The following is a 13,403-nucleotide window of genomic DNA, read 5'->3' as shown; positions in this document are numbered from 1 at the left end:
ACTATGGCGCGTCGGCGGCATCAGGAAGAACATGAAAATCATGAACGTTGGCTGGTCTCCTACGCCGACTTCATTACGCTGCTGTTCGCCTTTTTTGTGGTGATGTATTCAATTTCCTCGATCAACGAAGGCAAGTACAAAATTCTTTCCGACACGCTGGTGGGCGTTTTCAACCAGCCCGACCGCGCCGTCAAACCGATTCCGGTCGGCGAAGAAAGGCCGCTGACCACTGAACCTGAAAAGATGCAGGACCAGGACGAAGCCCACGGCGAAGACCCGAGCAAGGCCCTGCAGGAAATCAGCGATGCGGTAAAAGCGGCGTTCGGCGACCTGATCAAAAGCGATGAATTGAAGGTGCGTGGCAACGAGTTGTGGATTGAAATCGAGTTGAACTCGAGCCTGCTGTTTCCCAGCGGTGATGCCATTCCCAACGACACGGCCTTCACCATTATCGAAAAAGTTGCCAAAATTCTGGCGCCTTACGAGAATCCGATTCATGTGGAAGGGTTCACAGATAATCTTCCGATCAAGACCGCGCAATTTCCTACGAACTGGGAGTTGTCTACGGCGCGGGCAGCTAGCATTGTAAGAATGATGGCCATGGATGGCGTGAACGCCGGGCGCCTGGCAGCGGTCGGTTATGGAGAGTTTCAGCCAATCGCGGATAACGCGACGGCAGAGGGAAGAGCGCGCAATCGCCGGGTGGTGCTGGTGGTGTCACGCAACTTGGATGTGCGACGCAGCGTGAGCGGTGTAGGCAGTGCTCATGCCCAGCCCGACGCCGCGTTAGAGCGGGCTGGCACACAACCTGCACAACCGCCTGCGGTGCAGCCGCCTTCGGGCGGTGCTGTCAATTCCCCGTCGCCGGCCCCTTAGGTTGGCGCTTGTTCTCGGTAAGCCCTTGGTGCGCCGGGAGGATAACGAACATGAGAGTCTGGGCAGTAGCCAATCAAAAAGGTGGGGTCGGCAAGACCACCACGAGCATCGCACTCGCAGGGCTGTTGGCCGATGCGGGCAAGCGCGTGGTTGTGGTCGATCTCGATCCACATGGCTCCATGACGAGCTATTTCGGGCATGACCCCGATTCGCTGGAGCACAGCGCATTCGATTTGTTCCAGCACCAAGGCAGCGTGCCGCAAGGGTTGCCGGGGCAATTGCTGTTACCCACCAGCCATCCGCTGATTTCGCTGATGCCTTCCAGCACGGCGCTCGCCACCCTTGAGCGGCAGTCGCCGGGGCAGAGCGGCCTGGGCCTGGTGATCGCCAAAAGCCTGGCGCAGCTGTGGGATGACTTCGACCACGCCATCATCGACAGCCCGCCCTTGTTGGGCGTGTTGATGGTGAACGCCTTGGCAGCCAGCCAGCAGTTGGCCATTCCTGTGCAAACCGAGTTTCTCGCCGTGAAAGGTTTGGAACGCATGGTCAGCACGCTGGCGATGATCAACCGCTCGCGCAAACAAGCCTTGCCGTACACCATCGTGCCGACCCTGTTCGACCGCCGCACCCAGGCCTCGTTAAGCACCTTGCGCACGCTGCGCAATGCCTACCCGGACCACCTGTGGCCCGCCTACATTCCGGTCGACACCCGCTTGCGCGATGCCAGTCGGGCAGGGCAGACGCCTTCACAATTCGATGACAAGAGCCGGGGTGTACTGGCGTATCGCGCGCTGCTCAAGCACTTGCTCAGCCACGAACTGTCTGCGCAGGTCGCATAGCATGGCGATTTTTGCTATCAGGGCTGACTCAAGTCTGCGGCGGATGCTGCCGATATATGAGTCAGTCCATTTCACCGGGTTTGTTCTATGAGTCGTCCTACCGCTACCGCTAATCGCCCGCAGCTGGCCTTGCAGTCCTATCTGGACGGCTTGCTGCAGGAAGCGGCTGCCGAACTGGCCGACGCGTTTCCCGCTGAGCCGGTGAGCCTTGCTGTCGTTGCGCCAGCACCGGCGCCGGTGGCGGCTCCCGTGCGTGCGATGCAGCCTGCGCCAGCGCCTGTTAGCAAGCCGAAGCCGGTGGCGGTTGAGTCCGACGCCGTTTCCCTAGATGAATTCGAAGCCGCTGTGCTGGAAGAACAGGTGCGCGACGCGCGTCTGCAAGCGCCGCCCGTGGCTGCCCGACCTGCTGCGGTAGTGCTGGAGCGGCCGACGCTGGTCCTGCCTACCCTGGAAATGCCCAAGCCGTTGCTGATGCCAACCTTGCTGGTCGAGCAAGCGCAGCCGGTGGCGGAAAAACCGATTGAAGCAAAACCCGTCGTCGAAAAACCCGTGGTGCTCGCACCGCCGGTGGTTGAGTCGGTCGTCGAGCAGCAAATTCAGACAGACATGACGCCCACGCCGCCGCCGTTGCAGCTCGAAGGCCAACCGAGCTGGGGCGAAGAGCCGTTCGAGTGCCTGCTATTCGACGTCGCCGGCCTGACGCTGGCGGTGCCGTTGGTGTGTTTGGGCTCGATTTACCCGCTAGTCGGCCAGGAGCTGACGCCACTATTTGGCCAGCCGGACTGGTTCCTCGGTATCCTCCCGTGCCAGGCTGGCAACCTTCGTGTACTCGACACCGCGCGCTGGGTAATGCCCGACCGCTACCGCGATGATTTCCGCCAGGGCTTGCAGTATGTGATTTCCGTGCAAGGCTACGAATGGGGTCTGGCGGTGCATCAGGTCAGTCGCTCGATTCGCCTGGACCCCAAAGAGGTCAAGTGGCGCAGTCAGCGCAGCCAGCGTCCGTGGCTGGCAGGTACCGTTATCGAGCATATGTGTGCGTTGGTGGATGTGGCCGTTCTGGCCGAGTTGATCGCCAGCGGCGCCGCCAAGCGCTTAGGCAGCGATGGTCGCGTGCAGTAACCGATTGAACGGCCCCGCAAATCGGGGCGCTAAAGTAAACGGCGGGTTACACCCGTACGCCATGACAGTGGCATTGATGAGGCTAGGGATATGAAGAAAACGTCCGCGCAAGGTTCCGAAGATCCCATTCTGCAATGGGTGACGTTCCGTCTGGATAACGAAACCTACGGCATCAACGTGATGCAGGTGCAGGAAGTGCTGCGCTACACCGAAATTGCCCCGGTGCCGGGTGCCCCTAGCTACGTGCTGGGCATCATCAACCTGCGCGGCAACGTGGTCACCGTGATCGACACCCGCCAGCGCTTCGGCCTGGACTCCGGTTCGGTTACCGACAACACCCGTATCGTCATCATCGAAGCCGACAAGCAAGTGGTTGGCATCATGGTCGACAGCGTGGCCGAAGTGGTTTACCTGCGCCAATCGGAAGTGGAAACCGCGCCTAACGTCGGCAACGACGAATCGGCCAAGTTCATCCAGGGCGTGTGCAACAAAAACGGCGAACTGCTGATTCTGGTTGAGCTGGACAAAATGATGTCCGAAGAAGAGTGGTCCGAACTGGAGAGCATCTAACCCATGCTCGACATCGCGCTGTTGGTGCTTGCCCTGGCTTGCGTCTCGCTGGGCGGCACCTGCATCTGGCTGGCGGGACGACAGCGAGAATTCGCTCGTCAGTTCGAACACCAGGCTCAGCGCGACGCACTGCGCGACCAAGCCATCAAAGAACTTAAAAAGCGGTTGGACACCTACCTCACCGGTAGCATCCGCATGGGTGAAGAGCTCTACGAATTGCGCCGCACGCTGGCGCCGATTCCAGACAAACTCAGCCAGATTGAACAACGCGACCCCAGCAATCTCTCCTTCACTCAGGCCGCTCGCTTAGTCGGCCTGGGCGCCAGTGTCGACGACCTCACCCAATCCTGCGGCCTCAGCCGCGCCGAGGCGGAGCTGGTTAGCAAGTTGCATCAAGCCAAGCGCTAAACCGCCTCTGCTGTAGGAGCCAGCTCGCTGGCGAACCCTGCAAACCTCGGCAATTTCCGTCTCCAGGATTCGCCAGCAAGCTGGCTCCTACAAAGGGCGCTTAATCCAGCAACCGCTGCGGCGTATGCGGCGTGACATCTTTCTCGCCGCCATCATCCGGGGTAAACCCTTCCGGGCACTTGCCTTTCAAGTACCACGCAAACGCGATGATCTCGGCCACGCTGCGGTAGAGCTCTTCGGGAATCGAATCGCCTAATTCCATGCGCGCAAGCAGGCGCACCAGTTCGGCGTTTTCGTAAATCGGTACTTCATATTCCCGAGCCACAGCCAGAATGGCTTCGGCCAATTCGTCGTCGCCCTTGGCGGTGAGGTTCGGCGCGCTCTTGCCGTCGTAGTTGAGCGCAATGGCTTGGCGAGGGGCTTGGCGTTTCATGCTTTTTCGTCAATCCAGCGTTGTTCGAGGGTGGTGCGCGGGCCTTGCGGCGGCACGCCTTGCTGGCAGGCCAATTCGCCGACATTCAAACCAGCAGCGGTCAGGCGATCACGCAGCGTGCCCAGTTCGTTATCGATCAGGTTCACGGTGCTGGCCCGTTCTGCCCATAGCTGGCTGGTCAGGCTGCCTCGCGCCAGTTGCGCCTGAACTTGCAGCGGGCCCAGCGGCGGAATGTCGAAGGCCAGTTCGATGCGCCACACCGGCTCTTGCTGCTGACCTTTCTTGCCGCCCTTGCCCGATTTCTCTTCCTCTTGCGCATCTTCACGCTGCATTTTCAGTTGCAGCGGCACCAGGTCTTGCCCGTTGCGCATGGGAATTTCCATCTGCCAAGTAGTCAGCAGATTGCCTTCCGGCGTCAGCTGGCTTTGCGCCAGGCTCGACAGTTGATGCGTCTGCAAGCGGGCCACGGCGGCGGCGGCGAGTTTGAGCAGGCCTTCCAGGTCGCCCTCGTTTTCCATTTCCTGTTGCAGCTTGCTTGGCAGCGGAAATGTCAGGCCTTGCTGCTTAACGCCGGTCTGCCCCAGCGCGCCGAGGGCGTTGCGCAGGAACACCGGTAGCGCCTGGCCGAGATTGGCGCCGATGTTGTTCGGGTTGACGGCCGCGCCGCTGGGCAGTGCCGGCAGAATTTGCGCGATCAGGCGAAGCAGGTTGGCTTTCATGTCTTGCGACAGCCCGGCGGTGTTGCCGCTAAGCAGTTTGGCTTCGAGAAACATGCCGCTCTTTTCCAGCGCCTGCGACAGGCCTTTGGAATCGCTCAACTGCGCGCCGTCGGGCAGCGAGCCAAGCAACTTGTCGATGGCGCCGCGCATTCCTTCGGGCAGGCCTTCTTTGCCGCTCAAGCCTTGTAGCGATTTCAGCAAATTCTCCAGCGAGCCCTGGCGCGCTTGCTGACTGCCCAGCTGTTGGCCCAGCTCAAGTTGGTCGAGACGGCCGCTGAGTGGCAGAAAGGTCAGCGATTGATTGCTCTGCACCTGCGCGGTCAACAGGCTGCCAACGGGCAAGTTAAGCGGCGTTTCAATCGACAGTTTGCTGCCGGCCAGCGGCGTGTTGAGCAGGGCGACCAGCACTTTATTCAGCACCTGCAACGTTTGCGGTTGCACAAACGGTTGGCTGGACTCGACCTTGCCTTGAATCACCGTGCCCGGCGGCATGGCCTCGCCATCAAGGCTGGTCAGCGGATTGCCGCCAGCGGCCACCTGCATCAGCACGGACAAGCGCGTATCGGAAAGCGCCGTCACCGCCACGGTGCTGCCTTGTACCAGCGGTTGGCTGGTGGTCGCCTGCACGGTGGCTTGCTGGCCGCCATTCACGGTCAGCCTGAGCAGCACTTGTTGGAAGTTCTGCGCCAGGTCTTTCACGCTGACCACTTCGGCGGTGGTGCTATCGCCCACGGCCAGCAGGTTGCCCAGCGGCTGCAAGAGTTTCACCGCCGCATCGGTCACCGAGGTGTTCGGGCGTGGGGTCGGCGCAACGGGGGAGAGTGGGCGAGTGCTACTGATTTCGCTCATCGGCGGTTTACAACCTGTCGAAAAAGCCAGCTTCGAGGGGCGGGCGTGACATGTATAATGCCGCCCCGTCCGGGTCGGCCGTGCAAGTGGCTTGCCTGAGTATAGCGGCCAAGCTTGCCTGGACTTGATAGCAAAAGCAGCGCCAGAACCAGCCCGTCCGGAATTTTCCTCCGGCCCCTTAGCCCGCAGGTCAGCCTAACCTTGAAGAGCCCCTTCCTCGAAGCTGTAGCACTCGCCTGTGAGCGGGACTGGCGCATGCTTTTCGAACAGTTGGAGTTGCGGTTGGCGGCTGGCGACATGCTGCAAGTCAGCGGTCCCAATGGCAGCGGCAAAACCAGCCTGCTGCGCTTGCTCGCCGGGCTGATGCAACCGACCGCTGGCGAAGTGTTGCTCAATGGCCAGCCGCTGACCACGCAACGCAACGTGCTGGCCCGCAACCTGTTATGGCTTGGCCACGCGGCAGGCATCAAGGGTTTGCTCACCGCTGAAGAAAACCTCACCTGGCTCTGCGCCCTGCATCAGCCGGCCACGCGCGATGCCATTTGGCAGGCGCTGGAACAGGTGGGTTTGCGCGGTTTTGAAGACGTTCCCTGCCACACCCTGTCTGCCGGCCAGCAGCGCCGCGTCGCCCTGGCGCGCCTGTATCTCAACCCGCCGCCGCTGTGGATTCTCGACGAACCGTTCACCGCGCTGGATAAAACCGGCGTCACCCAACTCGAAGCGCACTTGGCCGAGCACTGCGAACACGGCGGCATGGTGCTGCTGACCACGCACCACGCCTTGGCGCAGCGGCCGAGCGGTTACCGCGAATTGGACCTGGGGCAGCGCCGCCCATGAGCAACGTCTTCACCTTGTTGGTCGCCCGCGAGGCTCGCTTACTCTTCCGCCGTCCGGCTGAGCTAGCCAACCCATTAGTGTTCTTCGCCATCGTTATCGCCTTGTTCCCGCTGGCCGTTGGCCCGGAAAGCCAACTGCTGCAAACCCTGTCGCCCGGCTTGATCTGGGTGGCGGCGCTGCTCGCGGTTTTGCTCTCGCTGGACGGGCTTTTTCGCAGTGATTTTGAAGACGGTTCGCTTGAACAGTGGGTCCTTTCGCCGCACCCGTTGGCTCTTCTGGTATTGGCCAAGGTGCTGGCACACTGGCTGTTTTCCGGCCTGGCGCTGGTGCTTCTGGCGCCGTTACTGGCCTTGATGCTGGGCTTGCCGGGCCACTGCATTCCTGTGTTGTTAGCCACTTTGTTATTGGGAACGCCGGTGCTCAGCCTGTTGGGCGCGGTGGGTGCGGCGCTTACCGTCGGCCTCAAACGCGGCGGGCTGTTACTGGCGCTGCTGATTCTTCCGCTTTATATCCCCGTGCTGATTCTCGGCAGCGGGGCGCTGCAAGCCGCGTTGCAGGGCTTACCAGTGATCGGTTACTTGCTGTGGATGGCCAGCCTTGCTGCCTTGGCCGTTACCCTGACACCTTTTGCGACCGCCGCAGGCCTGGCCATTAGCGTCGGCGAATAAAAATGACGTGGTTACCCTGATGAATTGGACTTGGTTTCACAAATGGGGCTCGCCCAAATGGTTCTACCAGATCAGCGGCCGCTGGCTGCCCTGGTTGAGCGTGGCGGCCGTTCTGCTTATTGCCACCGGTCTGGTCTGGGGCCTTGCGTTCGCGCCGCCGGATTACCAGCAGGGCAATAGCTTTCGCATCATCTATATCCACGTGCCGGCCGCCATGTTGGCCCAGTCGTGCTACGTGCTGCTGGCGATTGCCGGTCTGGTCGGGCTGGTGTGGAAAATGAAAATCGCCGACGTCGCCCTGCAATCCGCCGCGCCGATTGGTGCCTGGATGACTGCCATCGCGCTGCTCACCGGCGCCATCTGGGGCAAGCCGACGTGGGGCTCGTGGTGGGTGTGGGACGCGCGCCTGACCTCCATGTTGATTCTGCTGTTCCTTTATTTCGGCATCATCGCCCTGGGCAACGCCATCAGTAACCGCGACAGCGCCGCCAAGGCCTGCGCCGTGCTGGCACTGGTGGGCGTGGTGAACATTCCGATCATCAAATACTCGGTGGAGTGGTGGAACACCCTGCACCAGGGCGCCACGTTCAAAATCACCGAACGTCCGGCCATGCCGTCGGAAATGTGGATTCCGCTGCTGTTGATGGTGCTCGGTTTCTACTGCTTCTTCGGCGCCGTGATGCTGATGCGCATGCGCCTCGAAGTGCTCAAGCGCGAAGCCCGCAGCAGCTGGGTGAAAGCCGAAGTGGCGCAACAGATCGAAAAGGGAGGCGTGCGATGAGCTTTGCCTCGTTCAGCGAGTTTCTTGCCATGGGCCACCATGGTGTTTATGTCTGGACCGCCTATGGCATCAGCCTGGCGGTGTTGGCGCTCAACGTCGCGCTGCCGGTTCTGGCGCGCCGTCGTTATCTGCAAGAAGAGGCGCGCCGTTTGCGCCGGGAGAGTCAGAAGTGAATCCGCTGCGTAAAAAGCGCCTGTTGATCATCCTCGCCATCGTCGCGGGCGTCGGCATTGCCGTTGGCCTGGCGCTGAGCGCCCTGCAGCAGAACATCAACCTGTTCTACACACCCACGCAAATTGCCAACGGCGAAGTGCCGCACGACACCCGTATTCGCGCCGGCGGCATGGTGGAAAAGGGCTCGCTGGTGCGCAGCGGCGATTCGCTGGACGTGCAGTTCGTGGTCACCGACTTCGCCAAAAGCGTGACCATCCGTTATCGCGGCATTCTTCCCGACCTGTTCCGCGAAGGGCAGGGCATCGTCGCCCTTGGCAAACTCAACGCCGACGGCGTGCTGATCGCCGACGAAGTGCTGGCCAAGCACGACGAAAAATACATGCCGCCCGAAGTCACCAAAGCGCTGAAAGACAGCGGCCAATCGGCACCCCAAGACGGCGCCGCCTATGCCCCGGCAAGCGGAGATAAACAACCATGATGGCCGCCCTGATCGTTCCCGAAATTGGTCACCTGGCGATGATCCTCGCCCTGTGCATGGCGCTGGTGCAGGCCACCTTGCCCATGATCGGCGCCTGGCGCGGTGATCGGCAGTGGATGGGCCTGGCCCAGCCAGCCGCCTGGGGTCAGTTCAGTTTCCTGGTGCTGGCCTTCGCCTGCCTGACCTGGGCGTTTATGACCGACGACTTCTCCGTCGCCTACGTCGCCAACAACTCCAACAGCGCGCTGCCGTGGTACTACAAATTCAGCGCCGTGTGGGGCGCGCATGAAGGCTCGCTGCTGCTCTGGGCGCTGATTCTCGGCGGCTGGACCTTCGCCGTGTCGGTGTTTTCCCGCCAGCTGCCGCAAGTGATGCTGGCCCGCGTGCTGGGCGTGATGGGCATGATCAGCATCGGGTTCCTGCTGTTCCTCATCATCACCTCCAACCCGTTCGAGCGCCTGCTGCCACAAAGTCCGGTAGACGGCCGTGACCTCAATCCGCTGCTGCAAGACATCGGCCTGATCGTGCACCCGCCGATGCTGTACATGGGCTATGTCGGTTTCTCCGTTGCCTTCTCCTTTGCCATCGCCGCCTTGCTCGGCGGGCGCCTGGACGCCGCCTGGGCGCGCTGGTCGCGGCCGTGGACCATCGTTGCGTGGGCCTTTCTGGGCATCGGCATCACCCTCGGTTCGTGGTGGGCGTATTACGAATTGGGTTGGGGCGGCTGGTGGTTCTGGGACCCCGTCGAAAACGCCTCGTTTATGCCCTGGCTGGTGGGCACGGCGCTCATCCACTCCCTGGCGGTCACGGAAAAACGCGGCGTATTCAAAAGCTGGACCGTGCTGCTGGCCATTGCCGCGTTTTCCCTTAGCTTGCTTGGCACGTTCCTGGTTCGTTCCGGCGTGTTGACCTCGGTTCACGCCTTCGCCTCGGACCCCGAGCGCGGCGTGTTTATCCTGGCGTTCTTGTTGGTCGTGGTCGGCGGCTCGCTCACCCTGTTTGCCCTGCGCGCTCCGGTGGTGAAAAGCCAGGTCGGCTTTGCGCCGTGGTCGCGGGAAATGTTGCTGCTCGGCAATAACCTGGTGCTGGTGGTGGCCGCCTCGATGATTCTGCTCGGCACCTTGTACCCGCTGGTGCTCGACGCGCTGACTGGCGCCAAGCTGTCTGTCGGCCCGCCGTACTTCAACGCGCTGTTCGTGCCGTTGATGAGCCTGCTGATGATCGTGATGGCCGTGGGCGTGATCGTGCGCTGGAAAGACACCCCGGTGAAATGGTTGCTCGGCATGCTCAGTCCGGTGCTGATCGTTAGCGTTGTGCTTGGCGGCGTGGCCTCCATGGTGCTCGGCGACTTCAACTGGGCGGTACTCGCCGTGTGCCTGCTGGCCGCCTGGGTGCTGCTGGCCGGCGCGCGCGACTTGCTGGATAAAACCCGCCACACCGGCCTGCTCAAAGGCCTGGGCAAAATGACCCGCAGCTACTGGGGCATGCAGCTCGCTCACTTGGGCATCGCCGTGTGCGCGCTTGGTGTTGTGCTGTCGAGCCAGAACAGCGCGCAGCGCGACATGCGCATGGAGCGCGGCGAGTCCACCGACTTGGGCGGCTACCACTTCGTGTTCGACGGCGCGGAGCACTTCGAGGGCCCCAACTTCACCTCCGACCGTGGCACCGTGCGCGTTATCGAAGACGGCAAGGAAGTGGCCGTGCTGCACCCGGAGAAACGCCTATACACCGTGCAGCAATCGGTGATGACCGAAGCCGGCATCGACGCCGGCTTTACCCGCGACATCTATATCGCCCTCGGCGAGCCGTTGGACAACGGCGCCTGGGCCGTGCGCATTCACGTCAAACCCTTTGTGCGCTGGATCTGGTTCGGCGGCTTGCTCACCGGCTTCGGTGGCCTGCTGGCGGCGATGGACCGGCGCTACCGCGTCAAAGTCAAAACCCGAGTGCGTGAAGCCTTGGGCCTGGAAGGAGCGCAGGCATGAAGCGCGCATTGTTGCTGCTGCCCTTGGCGGTGTTCCTGGTGGGCGCGGTGTTTCTGTACCGCGGCCTGTTTCTCGATCCATCGGAACTGCCGTCGGCCCTGATCGGCAAGCCGGTGCCGGAGTTTTCCCTGCCGGCCGTGGACGGGCAGAAAACCCTGACCCGCGCCGACCTGCTGGGCAAACCCGCGCTGCTGAACGTGTGGGCAACGTGGTGCATTTCCTGCCGCGTGGAACACCCGGTGCTGAACAAACTGGCCCAGCAGGGCGTGCGTGTGTATGGCGTCAACTACAAAGACGAAAACGCCGCCGCGCTGAAATGGCTCAAGGAATTCCACAACCCGTACCAACTCAACATCAACGACGCCGAAGGCAGCCTGGGCCTGAACCTGGGCGTGTACGGCGCGCCGGAAACCTTTCTGATCGACAGCAAAGGCATCATCCGCCACAAGTTTGTCGGCGTGATCGATGACGTGGTCTGGCGTGAACAACTCGCCAGCAAATACCAGGAACTGGTCGACGAGGCCGCGCAATGAAGCGTTGGCTTGCTGCCTTGGCGTTGGGCTTTTGTCTGGTCGGCGTAGCCCAGGCCGCCATCGACACCTACGAATTCGCCAACGAGGCCGAGCGCGAGCGCTTTCGCGAACTGACCCTGGAACTGCGCTGCCCCAAGTGCCAAAACCAGGACATCGCCGACTCCAACGCACCGATTGCCGCCGACCTGCGCAAAGAGATTTTCCGCATGCTCGGCGAGGGCAAAAGCAACGAGCAAATCGTCGATTTTATGGTTGATCGCTACGGCGAATTCGTGCGCTACAAGCCGGCCGTCACTGCGCGCACCTGGCTGCTGTGGTTCGGCCCGGCAGCCCTGTTGGGCAGTGGTTTGCTGGTGATGGTGGTGATGGGCGTGCGCCGTCGCAAGCCGGTCGCGGCGAGCGATGTGACCCTGTCGGGCGATGAACAAGCACGCCTTGATGCGCTGCTCAAAGCCGACAACTCTTCTTCTGTGGCTGCGGACAAAACTTCCCAATGATTGAATTCTGGCTCTCTGCCGGCCTGCTGTTGCTGGTGGCCTTGGCGTTTTTGTTAATCCCCGTTTTGCGTGGTCGCCGCGCCCAGCGCGAAGAAGACCGCACCGCCCTTAACGTGGCGCTGTATCAGGAACGCGTCGCTGAACTGCAAGCCCAGCAACAAGCGGGCACGCTCGGCGACGAGCAACTACAAGCCGCCAAAGCCGAGGCCGCGCGCGAACTACTGGCCGACACCGAAGGCGCCGATCAGGCGCGGGCCTCGAAGCTCGGCAAATGGGTGCCGTTGCTGGCCGCCGTGCTGGTGCCGGTATTGGCAGTGGGCATGTATTGGCATTGGGGTTCGCTGGACAAAGTGCAGCTCGCACAAGACGCCACCCAGGCGCCACGCACCATCGAAGAGATGACGGCGCGCCTTGAACAAGCGGTGAAAGTGCAGCCTGACTCTGCCGAAGCCTGGTACTACCTCGGCCGTGCCTACATGAGCCAGGAGCGTCCGGGTGATGCCGTGGGCGCGTTCGAGAAGGCCATCAGCCTGGCCGGTCGCCAGCCTGAGTTGCTCGGGCAATTGGCCCAAGCGAAGTACTTCGCCAACAACAAGCGATGGTCTCCCGAGTTGCAAGGCCTGACCGACGAAGCGTTGAAAACCAATCCGCAGGAAGTCACCAGCCTTGGCTTGTTGGGCATTGCCGCGTTCGAAGACAAACGCTTCCAGGACGCCGTCACCTTCTGGGGCCGGCTGGTCGCCTTGCTCCCGCCCGAAGACCCGTCGCGCGCCGCCATCGAAGGCGGCATCACCCGCGCCCGCGAACAATTGCCCGCCGACCAGCAGCAAGCGCAACAGCCGCCAGCCGCCACCGAAAGTGGCACGGTGTTGAAGGTGCGGGTTGAACTGGCCCCAGCACTCAAAGATAAGGTGCAGCCGGGCGACAGCGTGTTCGTGTTTGCCCGCGCCGCCTCGGGCCCGCCGATGCCGTTGGCGGTCAAACGCCTAACGGTGGCCGACCTGCCTGCCGAGGTCAGCCTGGCCGACAGCGACGCGATGATGCCGCAACTGAAACTCTCCAACTTCCCTCAGGTCATACTGCAAGCTCGCATTTCGCGGGCAGGCAATGCCAAGGCAGGCGAGTGGATCGGCCGCAGCCAGCCCTTGGCCAGTAGCAGCAAGGATCAGCAGCAGCTGACCATCGACTCCGCGGACGGACAAGCACAATGAGCACATGGGCACGGGGCGCAGCAGCGCTGATGATTTTGGCTTTGGCCGGTTGCACCACGCCGGCCATGCAACAACCCAGCAGCGAACCGATTCCCGTGCCGCCCGGTAACTTGCCGCAAACCCCGCCGGGCAAAACCACGCAGCAACCCAAAAGCGCACCGTTGCCGACCCAGGCACCGACCAGCACCCGCCTTAAAGCCCATCCGCACTTCGCCCCGCCACCCGGCGTGAGCAGCTACTGGGATACGCAACTGGGCGTCTACGTGCTGGATAAAGTGCCGGGCCTTTACTACCGCGAGCGCACCTACTACCGCTGGAACAGCGGCTGGACCTGGGCCACCTACGCCAACGGCCCGTGGTCGCCGGTCGACGCCACCGGCCTGCCGCCGGGCTTGAATCGGCTGCATCCGTAAGGGCAAAAGC

17 protein-coding genes are annotated in these 13,403 nt (G+C 62.1%); 15 read left to right on the top strand and 2 right to left on the bottom strand.

Annotation, left to right across the window (positions count from 1 at the left end; genetic code table 11):
- Nucleotides 1-3 precede the first annotated feature (3 nt).
- From motD to ACZZ0Q_RS15230, 5 genes are all read left to right on the top strand, one after another.
- Nucleotides 4-876 (top strand): flagellar motor protein MotD, encoded by an 873-nt coding sequence (motD, locus tag ACZZ0Q_RS15250; RefSeq protein WP_463541722.1) that lies wholly within the window; start codon nt 4-6, stop codon nt 874-876.
- 50 nt (nt 877-926) lie between these two features.
- Complete coding sequence (locus ACZZ0Q_RS15245) at nt 927-1,715, top strand: ParA family protein (protein WP_122496990.1); 789 nt, start codon at nt 927-929, stop codon at nt 1,713-1,715.
- Nucleotides 1,716-1,802: 87 nt separating this feature from the next.
- Nucleotides 1,803-2,837 carry a CheW domain-containing protein gene (locus ACZZ0Q_RS15240; protein ID WP_463541723.1) on the top strand — a complete coding sequence of 345 codons (1,035 nt, stop codon included), beginning with the start codon at nt 1,803-1,805 and terminating at the stop codon, nt 2,835-2,837.
- Between the two features lie 90 nt (nt 2,838-2,927).
- Nucleotides 2,928-3,407 carry a chemotaxis protein CheW gene (locus tag ACZZ0Q_RS15235; RefSeq protein WP_122451109.1) on the top strand — a complete coding sequence of 160 codons (480 nt, stop codon included), beginning with the start codon at nt 2,928-2,930 and terminating at the stop codon, nt 3,405-3,407.
- Between the two features lie 3 nt (nt 3,408-3,410).
- Entirely contained in the window at nt 3,411-3,815 is a 405-nt protein-coding gene (locus tag ACZZ0Q_RS15230; protein ID WP_122451110.1) for a DUF2802 domain-containing protein, read from the top strand.
- Between the two features lie 100 nt (nt 3,816-3,915).
- Here the strand turns inward: ACZZ0Q_RS15230 and ACZZ0Q_RS15225 are convergent, their stop codons facing one another.
- Together ACZZ0Q_RS15225 and fliK are read right to left on the bottom strand one after the other, a co-directional pair.
- Nucleotides 3,916-4,248: an EscU/YscU/HrcU family type III secretion system export apparatus switch protein gene (locus ACZZ0Q_RS15225; RefSeq protein ID WP_463541724.1), complete on the bottom strand. Its 333-nt coding sequence runs from the start codon at nt 4,246-4,248 to the stop codon at nt 3,916-3,918.
- Nucleotides 4,245-5,816 carry a flagellar hook-length control protein FliK gene (gene fliK / locus ACZZ0Q_RS15220; protein ID WP_463541725.1) on the bottom strand — a complete coding sequence of 524 codons (1,572 nt, stop codon included), beginning with the start codon at nt 5,814-5,816 and terminating at the stop codon, nt 4,245-4,247. The genes ACZZ0Q_RS15225 and fliK overlap by 4 nt, the downstream gene beginning before the upstream one ends.
- Before the next feature lie 255 nt (nt 5,817-6,071).
- Here fliK and ccmA point away from each other — a divergent pair, with 255 nt between their 5' ends.
- Genes ccmA through ACZZ0Q_RS15170 form a run of 10 tightly spaced genes read left to right on the top strand, consistent with a single transcriptional unit; the run spans nt 6,072 to nt 13,393 of the window.
- A complete protein-coding gene (gene ccmA, locus ACZZ0Q_RS15215; RefSeq protein WP_463541726.1) occupies nt 6,072-6,653 on the top strand; it encodes a cytochrome c biogenesis heme-transporting ATPase CcmA in 582 nt (193 codons plus the stop codon).
- The gene (gene ccmB, locus ACZZ0Q_RS15210; RefSeq protein ID WP_122496998.1) at nt 6,650-7,321 is read left to right on the top strand and encodes a heme exporter protein CcmB; all 672 of its coding nucleotides are present in this window, start codon (nt 6,650-6,652) and stop codon (nt 7,319-7,321) included. Before ccmA ends, ccmB begins: the two co-directional genes overlap by 4 nt.
- A gap of 16 nt (nt 7,322-7,337) precedes the next feature.
- Nucleotides 7,338-8,102: a heme ABC transporter permease gene (locus tag ACZZ0Q_RS15205; protein ID WP_162998634.1), complete on the top strand. Its 765-nt coding sequence runs from the start codon at nt 7,338-7,340 to the stop codon at nt 8,100-8,102.
- Entirely contained in the window at nt 8,099-8,275 is a 177-nt protein-coding gene (gene ccmD / locus ACZZ0Q_RS15200; RefSeq protein WP_122451116.1) for a heme exporter protein CcmD, read from the top strand. The genes ACZZ0Q_RS15205 and ccmD overlap by 4 nt, the downstream gene beginning before the upstream one ends.
- The gene (gene ccmE, locus ACZZ0Q_RS15195) at nt 8,272-8,754 is read left to right on the top strand and encodes a cytochrome c maturation protein CcmE (RefSeq protein ID WP_122497000.1); all 483 of its coding nucleotides are present in this window, start codon (nt 8,272-8,274) and stop codon (nt 8,752-8,754) included. The genes ccmD and ccmE overlap by 4 nt, the downstream gene beginning before the upstream one ends.
- An 11-nt stretch (nt 8,755-8,765) precedes the next feature.
- Nucleotides 8,766-10,739, top strand: coding sequence for a heme lyase CcmF/NrfE family subunit (locus ACZZ0Q_RS15190; protein ID WP_463542316.1), 1,974 nt, complete (start codon nt 8,766-8,768; stop codon nt 10,737-10,739).
- A complete protein-coding gene (locus tag ACZZ0Q_RS15185; protein ID WP_463541727.1) occupies nt 10,736-11,272 on the top strand; it encodes a DsbE family thiol:disulfide interchange protein in 537 nt (178 codons plus the stop codon). Before ACZZ0Q_RS15190 ends, ACZZ0Q_RS15185 begins: the two co-directional genes overlap by 4 nt.
- The gene (locus ACZZ0Q_RS15180; protein ID WP_463541728.1) at nt 11,269-11,769 is read left to right on the top strand and encodes a cytochrome c-type biogenesis protein; all 501 of its coding nucleotides are present in this window, start codon (nt 11,269-11,271) and stop codon (nt 11,767-11,769) included. Before ACZZ0Q_RS15185 ends, ACZZ0Q_RS15180 begins: the two co-directional genes overlap by 4 nt.
- The gene (gene ccmI / locus ACZZ0Q_RS15175; RefSeq protein WP_463541729.1) at nt 11,766-12,980 is read left to right on the top strand and encodes a c-type cytochrome biogenesis protein CcmI; all 1,215 of its coding nucleotides are present in this window, start codon (nt 11,766-11,768) and stop codon (nt 12,978-12,980) included. The genes ACZZ0Q_RS15180 and ccmI overlap by 4 nt, the downstream gene beginning before the upstream one ends.
- A complete protein-coding gene (locus tag ACZZ0Q_RS15170; protein WP_463541730.1) occupies nt 12,977-13,393 on the top strand; it encodes a hypothetical protein in 417 nt (138 codons plus the stop codon). The genes ccmI and ACZZ0Q_RS15170 overlap by 4 nt, the downstream gene beginning before the upstream one ends.
- Nucleotides 13,394-13,403: the final 10 nt, after the last annotated feature.

It is taken from the genome of Pseudomonas sp. AC070, from assembly GCF_979258635.1.
Note: the sequence above shows the minus strand (reverse complement) of the source record. Positions and strands in the feature narration are given on the sequence as shown.